The 13,880-nt window shown below is 67.3% G+C and carries 19 protein-coding genes; 13 read left to right on the top strand and 6 right to left on the bottom strand.

Annotation, left to right across the window (positions count from 1 at the left end; all coding sequences use genetic code 11):
- Nucleotides 1-66 precede the first annotated feature (66 nt).
- Nucleotides 67-1,020 (bottom strand): 1-phosphofructokinase family hexose kinase, encoded by a 954-nt coding sequence (locus JWS14_RS01050; protein WP_095864174.1) that lies wholly within the window; start codon nucleotides 1,018-1,020, stop codon nucleotides 67-69.
- Nucleotides 1,021-1,076: 56 nt separating this feature from the next.
- Between JWS14_RS01050 and JWS14_RS01045 the strand changes: the two genes are divergently transcribed.
- On the top strand, nucleotides 1,077-1,283 hold the full coding sequence (locus JWS14_RS01045; RefSeq protein WP_072946260.1) for a hypothetical protein: 207 nt from the start codon (nucleotides 1,077-1,079) through the stop codon (nucleotides 1,281-1,283).
- Nucleotides 1,284-1,318: 35 nt separating this feature from the next.
- Here JWS14_RS01045 and JWS14_RS01040 read toward each other — a convergent pair whose 3' ends face one another.
- Nucleotides 1,319-1,846 (bottom strand): GNAT family N-acetyltransferase, encoded by a 528-nt coding sequence (locus JWS14_RS01040; RefSeq protein ID WP_095864175.1) that lies wholly within the window; start codon nucleotides 1,844-1,846, stop codon nucleotides 1,319-1,321.
- 167 nt (nucleotides 1,847-2,013) lie between these two features.
- Here JWS14_RS01040 and JWS14_RS01035 point away from each other — a divergent pair, with 167 nt between their 5' ends.
- The 3 genes from JWS14_RS01035 to JWS14_RS01025 all read left to right on the top strand — a co-directional run bounded on the left by JWS14_RS01035 (nucleotide 2,014) and on the right by JWS14_RS01025 (nucleotide 3,157).
- Entirely contained in the window at nucleotides 2,014-2,277 is a 264-nt protein-coding gene (locus tag JWS14_RS01035) for a three-helix bundle dimerization domain-containing protein (RefSeq protein WP_072946262.1), read from the top strand.
- A gap of 94 nt (nucleotides 2,278-2,371) precedes the next feature.
- Nucleotides 2,372-2,659 carry a DUF1876 domain-containing protein gene (locus JWS14_RS01030; protein ID WP_072946263.1) on the top strand — a complete coding sequence of 96 codons (288 nt, stop codon included), beginning with the start codon at nucleotides 2,372-2,374 and terminating at the stop codon, nucleotides 2,657-2,659.
- Between the two features lie 210 nt (nucleotides 2,660-2,869).
- On the top strand, nucleotides 2,870-3,157 hold the full coding sequence (locus JWS14_RS01025; RefSeq protein ID WP_072946264.1) for an acyl carrier protein: 288 nt from the start codon (nucleotides 2,870-2,872) through the stop codon (nucleotides 3,155-3,157).
- Here the strand turns inward: JWS14_RS01025 and JWS14_RS01020 are convergent.
- Nucleotides 3,131-3,442, bottom strand: coding sequence for a dsRBD fold-containing protein (locus JWS14_RS01020; RefSeq protein ID WP_095864176.1), 312 nt, complete (start codon nucleotides 3,440-3,442; stop codon nucleotides 3,131-3,133). The two genes, JWS14_RS01025 and JWS14_RS01020, sit on opposite strands and share 27 nt — an antisense overlap.
- 294 nt (nucleotides 3,443-3,736) lie before the next feature.
- Here JWS14_RS01020 and JWS14_RS01015 point away from each other — a divergent pair, with 294 nt between their 5' ends.
- Genes JWS14_RS01015 through JWS14_RS00990 form a run of 6 tightly spaced genes read left to right on the top strand, consistent with a single transcriptional unit; the run spans nucleotide 3,737 to nucleotide 8,768 of the window.
- The gene (locus JWS14_RS01015; protein WP_206012290.1) at nucleotides 3,737-4,882 is read left to right on the top strand and encodes a 4Fe-4S dicluster domain-containing protein; all 1,146 of its coding nucleotides are present in this window, start codon (nucleotides 3,737-3,739) and stop codon (nucleotides 4,880-4,882) included.
- On the top strand, nucleotides 4,879-5,340 hold the full coding sequence (locus tag JWS14_RS01010; protein WP_241031207.1) for a cyclic nucleotide-binding domain-containing protein: 462 nt from the start codon (nucleotides 4,879-4,881) through the stop codon (nucleotides 5,338-5,340). Before JWS14_RS01015 ends, JWS14_RS01010 begins: the two co-directional genes overlap by 4 nt.
- Nucleotides 5,337-6,179: an FAD/NAD(P)-binding protein gene (locus JWS14_RS01005; RefSeq protein ID WP_206012289.1), complete on the top strand. Its 843-nt coding sequence runs from the start codon at nucleotides 5,337-5,339 to the stop codon at nucleotides 6,177-6,179. Before JWS14_RS01010 ends, JWS14_RS01005 begins: the two co-directional genes overlap by 4 nt.
- Nucleotides 6,179-6,958 (top strand): NADH-quinone oxidoreductase subunit B family protein, encoded by a 780-nt coding sequence (locus JWS14_RS01000; RefSeq protein WP_072946268.1) that lies wholly within the window; start codon nucleotides 6,179-6,181, stop codon nucleotides 6,956-6,958. The genes JWS14_RS01005 and JWS14_RS01000 overlap by 1 nt, the downstream gene beginning before the upstream one ends.
- Nucleotides 6,955-8,247, top strand: coding sequence for a Ni/Fe hydrogenase subunit alpha (locus tag JWS14_RS00995; protein WP_072946269.1), 1,293 nt, complete (start codon nucleotides 6,955-6,957; stop codon nucleotides 8,245-8,247). Before JWS14_RS01000 ends, JWS14_RS00995 begins: the two co-directional genes overlap by 4 nt.
- Nucleotides 8,244-8,768, top strand: coding sequence for a hydrogenase maturation protease (locus tag JWS14_RS00990; protein WP_095864181.1), 525 nt, complete (start codon nucleotides 8,244-8,246; stop codon nucleotides 8,766-8,768). Before JWS14_RS00995 ends, JWS14_RS00990 begins: the two co-directional genes overlap by 4 nt.
- On the opposite strand, the gene JWS14_RS00985 is transcribed toward JWS14_RS00990, so the two are convergent.
- From JWS14_RS00985 to JWS14_RS00975, 3 genes are all read right to left on the bottom strand, one after another.
- Nucleotides 8,692-9,567: a universal stress protein gene (locus tag JWS14_RS00985; RefSeq protein ID WP_095864182.1), complete on the bottom strand. Its 876-nt coding sequence runs from the start codon at nucleotides 9,565-9,567 to the stop codon at nucleotides 8,692-8,694. The genes JWS14_RS00990 and JWS14_RS00985 overlap by 77 nt on opposite strands.
- 345 nt (nucleotides 9,568-9,912) lie before the next feature.
- Entirely contained in the window at nucleotides 9,913-10,554 is a 642-nt protein-coding gene (locus JWS14_RS00980; RefSeq protein ID WP_095864183.1) for a response regulator, read from the bottom strand.
- 94 nt (nucleotides 10,555-10,648) lie between these two features.
- Nucleotides 10,649-11,632, bottom strand: a complete 984-nt coding sequence (locus JWS14_RS00975; protein ID WP_420855105.1) for an Acg family FMN-binding oxidoreductase — start codon at nucleotides 11,630-11,632, stop codon at nucleotides 10,649-10,651.
- Between the two features lie 212 nt (nucleotides 11,633-11,844).
- Between JWS14_RS00975 and JWS14_RS00970 the strand changes: the two genes are divergently transcribed.
- From JWS14_RS00970 to JWS14_RS00960, 3 genes are read left to right on the top strand one after another with little or no spacing between them, the layout of a single operon-like run.
- Entirely contained in the window at nucleotides 11,845-12,030 is a 186-nt protein-coding gene (locus tag JWS14_RS00970; RefSeq protein ID WP_095864184.1) for a hypothetical protein, read from the top strand.
- 2 nt (nucleotides 12,031-12,032) lie between these two features.
- Nucleotides 12,033-12,971, top strand: coding sequence for a universal stress protein (locus JWS14_RS00965; protein ID WP_072946276.1), 939 nt, complete (start codon nucleotides 12,033-12,035; stop codon nucleotides 12,969-12,971).
- Nucleotides 12,968-13,834, top strand: coding sequence for a universal stress protein (locus JWS14_RS00960; RefSeq protein ID WP_095864185.1), 867 nt, complete (start codon nucleotides 12,968-12,970; stop codon nucleotides 13,832-13,834). The genes JWS14_RS00965 and JWS14_RS00960 overlap by 4 nt, the downstream gene beginning before the upstream one ends.
- Nucleotides 13,835-13,880 lie beyond the last annotated feature (46 nt).

Raw genomic sequence — 13,880 nt, 5'->3', positions numbered from 1 at the left:
CGATATGACCCGTAGACCGTCTCCGCCATACCCTGAATCGACACCGCCGCATAGCTGGCGCACCGGTCACCTGTCGCGACCACCCACCGGGGCGTGGTCGGTGAGTTGTGCGTAGTAGCGGTCGATGTCGGCGCGGCAGCACAGTGCCGTGCCGGGGGTCCCGAGCATGGCCGCTCCCGCGGCAATTCCGAAACGCACCGAGTCCCGCAGTTCCCAGCCGCGTGCCAGCCCGAAGAGAGTGCCGGCGACCATGCTGTCGCCCGCTCCGACACCGCTGACCACGGGAACCGCCACGGAGGGGCAATGCTCCGCCTCCTTCGCCGTCACATGTACCGCGCCCGCCGCGCCGAGTGACAGCACCACAACCTCGCACACCCCAGACGCGATGAGATCTCTTGCAGCAGTGACTTGGTCGTCGATGGTCTGCAACTCGCGCCCCACGCACTCACGCAGCTCCCGAATGCTGGGTTTGAGGAGATATACGCCGCGACGGAGCGCCCGCAACGGCGGACCCGACGTGTCGAGAAACAGGCGCGCGCCCAGGTCGGACACGATGTCCGCCACGATCTGATAGAAATCCACCGGAACCCCCGGGGGGAGACTTCCGCTCGCCACCACGAACCGGGCATCCGCAGCGGTGGTGGACAGCAGATGGAGGCACGAATCGACCTCCCGGGGTGTCAGTCGCGGGCCGGGCAAGACGAACCGGTACTGCAATGTCGTCTGTTCCTCGTTGACGGTGAAGCTTTCCCGTGTCGATCCGCGGATCGTGACAGTGCGACTGGGCACGCCTTCGGTCGCCACGAGATCCTCGAGTTCCCGGCCGCTGTGTCCCCCGGACGGGAATACTGCTGTCGCCCGTTCGCCGAGCATATTCAGGACCCGGGCGACGTTGATACCGCCGCCCCCCGGGTCGCGCCGAGGGGCACCGCAGCGCATCTTGTCCGTGGGGATGACCCGCCCGGTGACCGTGGTGATGTCGAGAGCGGGGTTCATCGTCAGGGTCACGATGTCGTTCATGGTGGGCTCCCCGGTGGAAGCCGATCCGCGCGCAGGTACCGCGGCGCCAGACGGACATGTCCGCGTTCCTCGGACCGCGCGCCTGCCGCACCCTGCGTGTGGCGCAGACGGTCGTCGACGGCGAGGCAATCTACGATGCGCGCGTCGTCCGGAAGGCAGAAGATGCCATCCGCCAGGAGGACGCCGTGGCCGACCATTGCCACATACGCTGTGTGGGTTTCCCGGACCACCGTCGGGAAGATGTCGACCGAACGGTCCTCTGATTCCGACGAGGTCCACCCGTGCACGCCGACCCCGTTCATCCGCCCGCAACCGCAGGCGAAGGAACGTCATCCAGGTCGAGATCAAGGTGCATCTCGGCGCGATCGCGGTGCAACGCAGAGGACCAGCCCAGATCTCGAATCACTTTCAGCACCATGGCGTTCTGCGCCAGAATCTCAGCCCTCATACGCGTGACGCCGTGCTGTCGCGCGGCCGCGGTGAGGCGGGACAGCAGCAATGTCCCGATCCCGTGCATCCTGTATTCGTCGTCGACGACAAGAGCGAATTCGACCTCCGCGGGTGCGTCGCCGACATCGAGGGCCACATAGTTGGCAACACCCGCCAGCGTGCCGTCGACAAATGCGCCGAGCGCGTAATGGCTGGGATCGGCCACACAAATCGCCTCCGCCAGCGCGGCCAGGTGCGCGGGGTAGACGGTGAAGAACCGCATGTACGTGTCGTACTCGTTCAACCGTTCGTGCAACCGACGGACCGCCTCATGGTCGGCGGTGTCCAGCGGGCGGACCACCAGGCCCGCAGGCGACCGGGAAAACGTGCTCACCATCCGTACTCACCTGATCCGTCGATGCCGTCTCAGTAAATTCAACCCCGCAGAGGGCCCGAGGGGTCAGAGCCACAAGTCACCGACTACGGTCCTTCGCCTCTATCGATCCCGGCGTCGAGGCGGCGATGCTGAAGGAACCTCCACCACAGAGAGGAAATCGACACTCGATGGCCAGCACCGATACGCCCACCGAAAGCACCGATGCGGACCCAGCACACGCGGTTGTCGCGCGTCTTGCAGTGGAGTTCGACGACTCGATCTCCCGATCCACCATCTCCCGGGTCGTCGCGGCGAGCGTTCGAGACCTGGCCGGAGTTCCGGCGGCAGACATTCCGGAACTGTCCGAACGCGTCGCCCGTCAACGCCTCCTCGCCGCCCTGGAGCGGGCCGCCTCGTGGGATCGCGGGGGCCTTCTGCGAACGTCCGGCTGAACCGGCACAGTTCGCTGGGAAGCAGTGACATCATGCCCGCACACATCGAACATGTCGAACCGCGACGTGCCACCACTACCAGGAGGAGACAGCCATGAGCTCGCACGAGAAGAAATGGTCGGTGGACATTGTCATCGACGAACACGACTCGGAAGAAGGCGGATCCCGGACTCGGGCCGAGGCGCGCCTACGCACACAGGACACCACGTCGCTGGTCGGCGTCGGAATGGCCCGCCGCAATCCGCACGACACCGAAATCCCTGAGATCGGAGACGAGTTGGCCACCGCCCGCGCGCTCGCCGATCTCGCCCACCAACTGATCGAAACCACGGTCGCGGACCTCGAAGCGGCCACGCGCAAGACCGTTCACCTCGACGCGTAAGGCAGACCGTCGATCGGCATGCCGACGGCCCACAGAAGAGAGGTCCGCGTTCCGATTCGTCGGCGCGGACATCGACACCAGTTCGCTTGCCACGGAGAACCTGACCTTCTCCGAGTTCGCCAGGCGTGTCGGGTGTTTCACTAATGTTCTGCGGGAAAGGGACCGGGACCGGCGGCCACCCGGATCCGGCTCGGCGGCGCCCATGTCCTGGTGACCACGGCCCTGCTGTACCGGCGGCGGGTCGCGAAAGTCCGGGAGGGACGACGACGTCGAGATCTGGCGCACTACTATCTGGCCGACGACTCACCATTTTGTGAACAGTTCGACCTCGACTCGATGGACTGGCTGAACTTCCTCGTGCGGTTGCACACGAAATTCGGGATCGGCATCCCCGAGGCGGACCAGCGCCAACTCGTCACACTGCGGGACGCGACCGAAGACGTGTCCACACGGATGGAGGGGAGATGCGTGCTACCCGATATCGGGTTGCGCGGGTGACCCGATTTCCTGCGCCGCGCGGTTCGCGCGCCTGGCGACCGCCTCCTCGTCGGCCGCCGAGCGGAGCAGTCTGTGTGACAGGTCCGCCAACGCGCGCGCGACCGCCACCTTCTTGCTGATGGTCACCGCGGTGGAGTGGCGGGCGAACAGCCGTGCCCGCCCAGCGCCCTCGAGCGTCACACCATCGAGCCCCAACAGCCGCGCCCGCGCCGACACCGACATCTCGGAGCCGTCCGCCATGTGCTCGTCGAGACGGACATCCACCGACCATTGCTGCTCATTCACTGTGCGCTCCCTCGTCGCGTGCGTTCGATCATGTGTTCAGCGAACCTCGGTCCGCGAGCGCCGAGGTAGAGCACCCGGTCACTGGGCGCGGTGACCTTCGTCGTCGCGACCCGTGCCCGCTGCTCCTCGCCCGATCAGAGGATTACACCGGCGGCGTGCCGCGATCGTGAGTGCGGCCGCCCGGCTCCGACTATGCCGGAGGAAAGGCCGAACGGCCCTTATCACCGCCGGGTGTGCGCTGGCTCAATGGGAGATGAGTGGTCACGGCAATTCCGCCGGCGGAGGAGTCAGCGTATGGGCAGCGCACGTGTCCAGCGACCGGGTGAACGAATCCTCGACCGCACGGGCCTCGATCTTCTGATCGAGGTGCTTCGTGGCCACGGATATCGGGTGGTCGGCCCGACGGTTCGTGACAGCGCCATCGTTCTGGGAGAACTGGATTCGGGCGCCGATCTGCCGACGGGGTGGGGCGTGGAAACCGGCCCCGGCACGTACCGGCTGCACCGCCGCGACGACGACGCGGTGTTCGCGCACTCGTCGGGCCCGCAGTCGTGGAAACAATTCCTGCACCCGCCGCGGCGGCAACTGTGGTCCACCGAACCGGACGGCTGGTGGGAGGCACCCGTCGACGACGAGACACCGTATGCGTTCCTCGGAGTGCACGGTTGCGACTTGGCGGCGATCGCGATCCTGCGTCGTGTCCTGTGTCCGGACCCGGACGCGGACACACCCACCGCGCGCCGGTTCCGGAACCTGTTCGTCGTCGCAGCGCAGTGCACCGAACCCGGCGGGGTGTGCTTCTGCGCCTCCATGGGGACCGGCCCCGCAGCCGGTCCCGGGTTCGATCTGGCGCTCACCGAACTCCTCGACGACCGCGCCCACCGTTTCCTGGTCGACGTCGGCTCCGAAGCCGGCGCCGAGATCCTCGGCGACGTCGAATGCCGCGTTGCCGAACCCGGCGACGTCGACGCCGCACGCACCGCGGTCGCCACCGCCACCGAGCGTATGGGCCGGCGCATGCCGGAGACGGACCTGCGAGGACTGTTGCAGCGTTCGCGGGACGCCGACGTCTGGGAGGACGTCGCCGACCGGTGCCTCACCTGCGGCAACTGCACCATGGTGTGCCCCACCTGCTTCTGCACCACCACCGAGGACATGACCGACCCGACCGGCGAGCACGCCGAGCGGTGGCAGCACTGGTCTTCCTGTTTCGAACTCGACTTCAGCCACCTGCACGGCGGCGATGTGCGTACCTCGGGGGAGAGCCGCTACCGACAGTGGATGTCCCACAAACTCGGCACCTGGTTCGACCAGTTCGGCAGCTCCGGCTGCGTGGGATGCGGACGGTGCATCGACTGGTGTCCCGTCGGCATCGACATCACCGAGGAGGCGGCGCGGCTGGCGCAACTCCTCCCGGTGTGGGGGCAGGACGACCAGTGAACGCCGGCGAACCGGTCCTTCCGGCCGCGCTCGCAGCGCTCGCCGAGAAACAGCGTGTCCGGCTCGCAGAATTCACGACGGCGACCCGATTCGCTCCCGGCGCCGTCGTCTTCCGGGAGAACGACCCGGCGACCCGCTGCTGGCTGCTGCAGACCGGCAGTGTGGTCCTGACGACGGTGGTGCCGGGGCACGGCACCGTCAGCCTCGAGACACTGCACGGCGGCGACATCCTGGGCTGGTCCTGGCTGGGCACGAATCCACGCTGGCAATTCACAGCGCACGCCGTGACCGCGACCGACGCCACCGAACTGGATGTGATCGCCCTGCAGGCGACAGCCGCCGACGATCCGGCCTTCACCTACGCGGTCACCCGGGCGCTGTCGGGGGTGCTCATCGCCCGCCTCCAGTCCACCCGGGCGCGGCTGCTCGACCTCTACGCCGGCCACCGTCAGGAGTGACACCCGTGCCACAGGACTGCATGCTTCCGCTCGGTTACCGCGTCGCCTCCCGCACGGTCGAAACGCACGACACCGTCACCCTGACGCTGCATCCGATCGGCGTCCTACCCGAAAATCAGTTCACGCCAGGTCAGTTCATGATGCTGTACGCACACGGTGTCGGGGAGGTGGCCATCTCGGTCAGCGGCGACCCGGCGCGGGACCGCGACACCTTGGTCCACACGATCCGGAATGTGGGCGCCGTGAGCCGGGCCCTCCACGACGCACCGGTCGGCACCGTGCTCGGTGTCCGCGGTCCCTTCGGACGCGGGTGGGACCTGCGCAGCGAGTCCGGCCGGGACCTCATCATCGTCGCCGGCGGCGTGGGACTGGCACCGCTTCGTCCGGTGATCCTCGCCGCCCTCGCCGCCCGCGACCGGTTCCGGCGGATCACCCTCGTCGTCGGCGCGCGGACTCCGTCGAACATCCTCTTCCGATCCGAGCTGTCCGCCTGGCAATCCCGCGACGACCTTGCCGTCGAGCTGATGATCGACCAACCGGTCTCCGGCTGGACGGGTGCGGTCGGATTCGTCACCGAAGCCTTACACCGGGTGCCGGTCGATCCGGCCCGGACCACCGCGTTGCTGTGCGGACCCGAACCGATGATGCGGTTCTGCGCCCGGGCCCTGACCGATCGGGATGTGCGCCCCGGCGACATCCAGGTGTCCCTCGAACGGAACATGCAGTGCGGTGCCGGAGTCTGCGGTCACTGCCAGCTCGGTGAGCTTCTGCTGTGCCGGGACGGCCCGGTCGTCGACTACACCGTCGCCGAACCCCTCCTACGAACACCGGAGCTGTGATGAGTGCACCCCCGAAGACCACTCCGACGCTCGCTGTCTGGAAGTTCGCCTCGTGCGACGGCTGCCAGCTCACGCTCCTCGACTGCGAAGACGAACTACTGGCACTGTCCGAGGCCGTGTCGATCGCGCACTTCCTCGAGCTGTCCGACACCGTCACGGGCGGACCGTACGACGTCTCGCTCGTCGAGGGATCGGTCACCACGGCCGCCGACCGTGACCGCATCCGCGCGATCCGCGAGCAGTCGCGGTTCCTCGTCACAATCGGGGCCTGCGCCACCGCCGGCGGAATTCAGGCGTTGCGCAACTTCGCCGACATCGATGAGTTCCTGGCGGTCGTCTACGCCAGCCCCGACTACATCGACACCCTCGCGACCTCGACCCCGATCTCGGCGCACGTTCCGGTCGACTTCGAACTGCGCGGCTGCCCAATCGACCGACGCCAGCTCCTGGAAGTGATCACGGCGTACCTGGCGGGGCGGCGGCCGAACATCCCGAACACCAGCGTGTGCACCGAATGCAAACGTCGCGGCCTGACCTGCGTGATGGTCGCGGACGGCACCCCCTGCCTCGGTCCGGTGACCCATTCCGGCTGCGGTGCACTGTGTCCGGCGGTCTCGCGAGGGTGCTACGGATGTTTCGGCCCGACGACCGACCCGAATCTCGCGTCGATGACGGGATGGCTGCGCACCTGCGGAATGACCGATTCCGCCATTGCCCGTGTCTTCGCGACTTTCAACGTCGCGGCGTACGGTACCGGCAACGGCGGACGTCCGGAATGACATCCGCCCGTAGGGAGCTGATCGTCCGCGCCCTCGCCCGTGTCGAAGGGGAAGGCCGACTCGACGTGACCATCCGCGACGGCCGCGCGGACCGGGTGGCCCTCGCGATCTACGAGCCACCCCGGTTCTTCGAGTCGTTCCTGCGTGGGCGGCACTATCTGGAACCACCGGACATCACCTCCCGGATCTGCGGCATCTGCCCGGTCGCCTATCAGGTGAGCGCCTGCAATGCGCTCGAACAAGCCTGTGCGCTCAAGATCGACGATGCCGTTCTCGATCTGCGGCGCCTGCTCTACTGCGGGGAGTGGATCGCGAGCCACGTGCTGCACATCTACTTCCTGCACGCCCCCGACTTCCTGGGTCTGCCGGACTCGATCGCACTCGCCCGCACCGATCGCGCCGCAATCGAGCGGGGACTCGCCCTGAAGAAGGCGGGCAACGCCATCCTCGACACCATCGGCGGCCGTCCCATCCATCCGGTGAACGTCCGCGTCGGCGGCTTCCATCGCGCACCGACCCGCACCGAACTGGCTCCGCTCGCCGAACAACTCGGCGCCGCGCTCGAGTACGCGGTGGCCACGGTTGACTGGGTGTCGTCGTTCACCTACCCCGACATCGAACTCGACCACGATCTCCTCGCACTCCGGCACGAATCCCGATACGCCATCGAAGACGGCGAGATCGTCTCGTCCACCGGACTGCGTTGCCCGGCCGAGGAATTTCCCCGGCACGTCGTCGAACACCAGGTGCCGCACTCCACCGCTCTGCACGCCGAACTCGACGGTCGGCGTTATCTCACGGGCCCGCTCGCCCGGTACTCCCTCAATTCGTCCCAGTTGACGGGGCAGGCCGCATCGAGTGCCACCGCAGCGGGACTCGACGTGCAATGCCGCAATCCGTATCGCAGCATCGTCGTCCGCGCCGTCGAAGTCGTGTACGCGGTCGAGGAAGCCCTGCGGATCATCGACCGCTACCAGCGGCCTGCGCCATCTTTCGCCGCCGCCGCACCGAAATACGCCGTCGGACACGGCGTCAGCGAAGCGCCGCGAGGACTGCTGTATCACCGCTACGAACTCGATACCGACGGCCTCCTCACGGCGGCTATCATCATCCCGCCCACCTCACAGAACCAGGCGGCCATCGAACACGACCTCCGCACCGCCGTGAACGCACATCTCACGCTTGCCGACGACGACCTGACCGCGGTGTGTGAGCGGATCATCCGCAACTACGATCCGTGCATCTCATGCGCCACTCATTTCCTCACCCTCACAATCGACCGCCGATGACCGCCGTTGTGCTCGGGCTGGGCAACGACTACCGCCGCGACGACGGCCTCGGACCCGCCGTCGCACGTGAAGTCGCTGCCCGCGTGGCAGCGGACATTCGGGTGTCGACCTCGGACGGTGACCCCACCCGCATACTGGACGCCTGGGCCGGAGCGGACCTGGCCGTCCTGGTCGATGCCGTCGTGTCCGAGCCACCACGACCCGGAACCGTTCATCGATTCGACCCGACCGCCGTTGCCGAGCTGCCAACCCCGAACACCAGCACACACGGTGTCGGACTGGCCACGGCACTCGAACTGGGGCGCGTGCTCGACCGACTGCCCCGCCGGTGGGTGCTCTACGCTGTCGAGGTGGTCGACCTCGGATACGGCCGCGGGCTCTCACCCGTGGCCGCGGGAGCAGTCGAACCGGTGGTACGGGCGGTGCTGTCCGAACTCGCGAGCACTACCGGACAACAATCAGTGGGCAGGTCACCGAATGCGCCAGCGCCCGACTGGTCGAACCCAGCAGCATGCTCGTGAACCCGCCCCGCCCACGGCTGCCGACCACGATCAGCTGTGCATGCTCGGCCTGCTCCCGCAGATTCCGAGCCGGCTGATCCATGACCACCAGCGGTCGCACCGTCACATCCGGGAACTCCTCGGCACGGCCGGCCACGCTTTCGGACAGCAGTGCACGCTCGCGGCTCTCGACCTGCGACCAGTCGACATCGCTGGGGAACGGCGCGTACAGATCGATATCCGACCACGCGTGCACCGCCACCAGATCGACGCCGCGCAGCGCCGCCTCCTCGAACGCCATCGTGATCGCGGATTCGCTGTGCTCGGAGCCGTCGACACCGACGACGACCGGACCGGAAATGGCGTTGACCTCGGTGTGCGGGAGGCCGCGTACGACGGCGACCGGTGCGTGCGCGTGGGCCACGACCGCGGCACTGACCGACCCCAGGACCGCACGTTCGAAGAACCCGTGCCGATGCGCGCCGACCACGACCATCCGCGCGGACTTCGACCGCTCGATCAACTCGCCCGAGGGCACCCCGGTGCAGAACGCGGTGTCGACGTCGAGGGTATGCCCCGCCGCGGCCTGGGCGACCACCTCTTCCGCCTGCGCGAGTCGCTGCTTGGTGGCGAGTTCCTCTTCCTCGAAGAGGCTGACGGGAACCCCGATCGGCACACCATAGGTACCGGGCACGAACATGGTGGTGACCAACGTCAATGGAGCGCTGCGCAACGCAGCTTCCCGCGCAGCCCACGACACAGCCTGCAGGGACGACTGCGACCCGTCTAACCCGACGACAATCGGATGCTGCGCGGTCATGATGGTCTCCTCGAATTCGCGTGAATGATCCCGTCAACACCATCGTCACCGCCGCCGCAACCGGCGCCGTAGGGGAGAAGGTCCTCACCTTCGCGGCACTGGTCGAAGGTCAGGGCAGCGGCGCGGACCAGTGAGTCGATGACCGACAGTGGGCCCGACATGTGCACGGTGGTCTGTAAGCCGGAGTCGGCGGTGGTCTCGGCGAGCAACTCCCGCAGCCGCAGCTCGGACAGGGGTCCGAGGAGAGATCGGGGATCCCGCTCATCCTCGTGTGGGATCACCCTCGGCATTGTTCCACGGCGAGCGCCTGGCAGGGCGCAAAGAGGATGCGCACACCCGGGCGGGTCAGGTCGGGGGTGGGCTCATGTTCGTGGCGATGACGGCGGCCTGGGTCCGTCGCTCCACCCCCAGCTTCGTCAGCAGCCGTGACACGTAATTCTTGACCGTCTTCTCCGCGAGGAACATCCGCTCCGCGATCTGCCGGTTCGTCAGTCCCTCACCCAGCAGGGCGAGAAGGGTCCGTTCCTGGTTGGTCAGGCGGGAGATGGTTCCGCGCTCCGAGCTCGCGTCCGACCGCAGTTTTGCCATCAGCGCTGCCGCCGCGCGACTGTCGAGCAGCGACTTGCCTGCGCCCACGTCGTGGACCGCTTCGGTGAGTTCCATGCCGCGGATGTCCTTGACCACGTACCCACTCGCACCGGCGAGGACGGCATCGAGCATCGCCTGATCATCGGTGTACGAGGTGAGCATCAGGCAGCGGATGCCGGGCATCCGAGACATCAGTTCGCGACACAACTCGACTCCGTTTCCATCGGGTAGACGGACGTCGAGCACGGCGACATCGGGTCGGAGCGCGGGGATCCGGGCCAGCGCCTGGAAATACGACGCCGCCTCTCCGACTACGGTGAGATCCGGGTCCGCGGTGAGAAGTTCCGCGATGCCACGGCGCACGACTTCGTGATCGTCCACGAGAAAGATGCTGATCATTCGGCAACCTCCGCTCTACAGGTCGGTGCCGCCACTTCCCACAGGTGACGGCAGCGGACGAGTGCACGAGATCTCGGCGGGAATGCCGTCGCGATTACCGCGGATGCGATACGACCGACAACACCGAGTCTGTGGGGCGCCGCGGTGTCTGCCGCGGAGTGAGCTTCTTGTCCGTCACACCCAGCCGAATCAGGGCCTGAGGAAATCCTCGGTCGGGGAGCAGTTCACGGATCGACTCACGGCTCTGCCGAAGTTCGGTCATATGGGTCAGGGGGCAGGTCGCAAGGCCCTCCACCGTCGCCTCCAGGAGCACCGCCGACAGCGCCTCGCCGGCGCGGAGCCAGTCCGGCCGCCCATCCGCATCGGTGCTTATCACGAGCACCGTGGACCGATCGATCTCCTCGGCGGAATCTTTGTCGCGACCGGCGGGAAAACCGCGCCCGATGTCCACCCGGGAGAGGTTCTCCGCTGTTGCCAGAGCATTCGGGGGAATCCCACCGGATCGAATGGAATGACCTGCCCACCAGTGTAACTCGGTGTGATATGCGGTGTCGTACCTTCGTGCTGCGGCCGTGATCTCGGTGGCTGCCGCGAGGGTCGCGCGAGCTTCGGGTGGCAGGACCGTCAGATGCACCCCCGGGGCGCGGATAACATCCGGCAGAGTGCGCGGAAGCGGCGACTTCACACTCAACGGACCAAACGGACGCCGATCCGAATACCGGTGGCGGATCGCGGAGAGGAGATCGAAGTCGTGTGACTGCGGGTGCGCGTCATGTTGGAACCTGATCGTCGCCAGATGCCCGGAACGAAGCCCGTCGGGAAGTCGCTCGATCTCTGCCGTCCATCGCAGAGCGGTCAGCGCAGTTTCCAGGTGATGCAGTGCAGCGCCACAGCTGACCACCAGTTGCCGACCCTTCGGATCGGTCGACGCCAGGAGCCGGCCGCGGTCGGTGTGCAGGTCCAGGCGACCGTCGGAATAGGTCCACTGCCACGGCTGGCTGTTGTGCACCGAGGGTGCACGACACGCAAGGTCCACCGCGATTCGAACCACGTTCACCTCAGGAATTGTGGTGTCCACGATCGTCTCCACTTCAGTCCACGCTACGTCACGATTCGTGCCGGAGATCTGGTGCATGACAACAGTGTCCATCGCGCGGGGTCTGCGGGTTAGGGCCGATTGTCATCGGTGACAGGGCGCACCGTCGGCAGCACTGCGGTCCGTCCGCGCGACCGTCATTCGGGGACCGAAGACCCTACTGGCATCGTCCCGACAGCTGAGAGCCTGGGCACATGGCCACTCCGCTCGACGTCCGCACCGCGGGGCTCACGAAATCGTACGGTTCCGTCCCCGCCCTCGACGAACCCACCGGAAGACTCGATCCCCTTCGGCGCAGGTTCTCCATCACCGCCCCGCCGGCCACGATATCGGCGCTGATCGTCGTCGTGGGATGCAACCGGTGGGACATGGTGAGGTAGCGGTGACCGGGCACGGCACGGGCGGCCGGCAGATCGTCGCCGGGGTCGACGGCTCGGCCGTGGCGGAGGCGGCGGCACGCTGGGCCGCCGCTGTCGCCGCGCAGTGGAATGTGCCGCTCCGACTGGTTCACGTCCTACCACAGGCACCTGTCTTCTATGGGGTGCCGGCACCGGTCCGGGACATCGAGGCGCACCGTGTGCTCGGCGACGCCGCGCTCGCGCGTGCCGCCGACATCATCCGCGGCGAACAACCAGCCGCCGCGATCGAATGCACAACCATGACGGGGCCGACTCCCGCCGATGTCCTGCTGGATGTGGCATCGTCGGCCTCGATGGTGGCGATCGGATCGTCGTGTGCCGGGCCCGTCGAGGGATATCTGAACGCCACGGCCCTACGGCTGGCGCACCACGCCGAATGCCCGGTCACTGTGTGGCGGCAGGCCACGGGTCCCGCCGTGCCCGACCGCTGGCCGGTGATCGTCGGCGTCGACGGAAGCGAGATCAGCATCGCGGCGGTGCGGTGGGCGTGTTCGTTCGCGGAGTCGTTCGCGGTGCCCGTCGTGGCCGTTCACACCTGGACGGGCGTAGCGCCCCAAGGGGATTCGCATCGCCACGAGTATCCGGTCGAGGCGGCAGAGAGCGTACTACTCGCCGAAAGCGTCGCCGGCTGCCGGACCGAGTACCCCGACGTGACGATCGAACAGGTCACCGAACGCGGCACCCCGGCGGATGCCCTGCTCGCGCGGTGTCGTCAGGCGCAACTCCTGGTCGTCGGAAGCCACGGGCGAGGAGCGCTGGGACGGGCGCTGCTCGGATCGACCAGTCAAGACATGCTGCATCGCGCTCCCTGCCCCGTCACGATCTGCCGTCCGGACACGATTCCGGCACCGCCCCACACCGATGCCCCATCCGTCCCGACGGATTCGAGGAGAACACCGTGACGAACGCACCGATAGTCGTGGGCGTCGACGGATCCCCGTCGTCGTCGGACGCCGTGCGATGGGCTACGCGTGAGGCCGGAATGTGCCACGCTCCACTCCTGATCCTGTCGTGCGTCAGCTATCGCGGCGCCGAGGCCGTCCCCTGCATCGGAACCGAACTGCGCGCCCGCGCCGAACGAGACCTGGCCGCCGCGGTCGGGATTGCGCAAACCCAGAACCGCGGGGGCGGAGTCGAGATCCGCACCGAGGTACATGCGCAGTACGCGCCCGCGGCGCTCGTCGATTGCTCGGACTCCGCGAGGATGATCGTTGTCGGCCGGCGCGGTCTCGGTGAATTCACGGGCGGCTTGCTCGGTTCCGTCAGCTCGATCGTCGCCCGCCACGCACGCTGCCCGGTCGCGGTGATCGAGGGGTGGTCTCGGATCGAGGACGGCGCGGGGCCGGTCGTCGTCGGAGTCGACGGATCCGCCAACAGCGCCGCCGCCATCGACGTCGCGTTCGAAGAATGTGCACTGCGTGGTGCTGAACTGGTTGCGCTGCACGCCTGGTCCGATCAGAACCTGTCGCAGATCCACATCGATCCGCAACAGTGGACGGCCGCAGAACAGTCAGAGCGGTCCCTGCTGGCCGAATGCCTCGCGGGGCGCAAGGAGCAGTATCCCGACATCGCCGTGCGGGTCGTCGTGGTCAGAGATCGTCCGGTGCGTCACCTGCTGGCCGAGGCGGAGGAAGCTCAGCTGATCGTGGTCGGAAGCCACGGCCGCGGCGGATTCGCCGGTATGACACTCGGTTCGACCAGCGAGGCCCTGTTGCATATCACCACGTGCCCGCTGCTGATCGTGCGCCCGCACTCGGAGGGGTGACGCCTTTTCCCCTGAAAGAGATATCTTCGGTGAGAGAGAGGAGGGG

Source organism: Rhodococcus koreensis, from assembly GCF_017068375.1.
GTDB classification, from domain to species: Bacteria; Actinomycetota; Actinomycetes; order Mycobacteriales; family Mycobacteriaceae; genus Rhodococcus_F; species Rhodococcus_F koreensis.
This window is presented reverse-complemented; position numbering and strand designations above follow the sequence as displayed.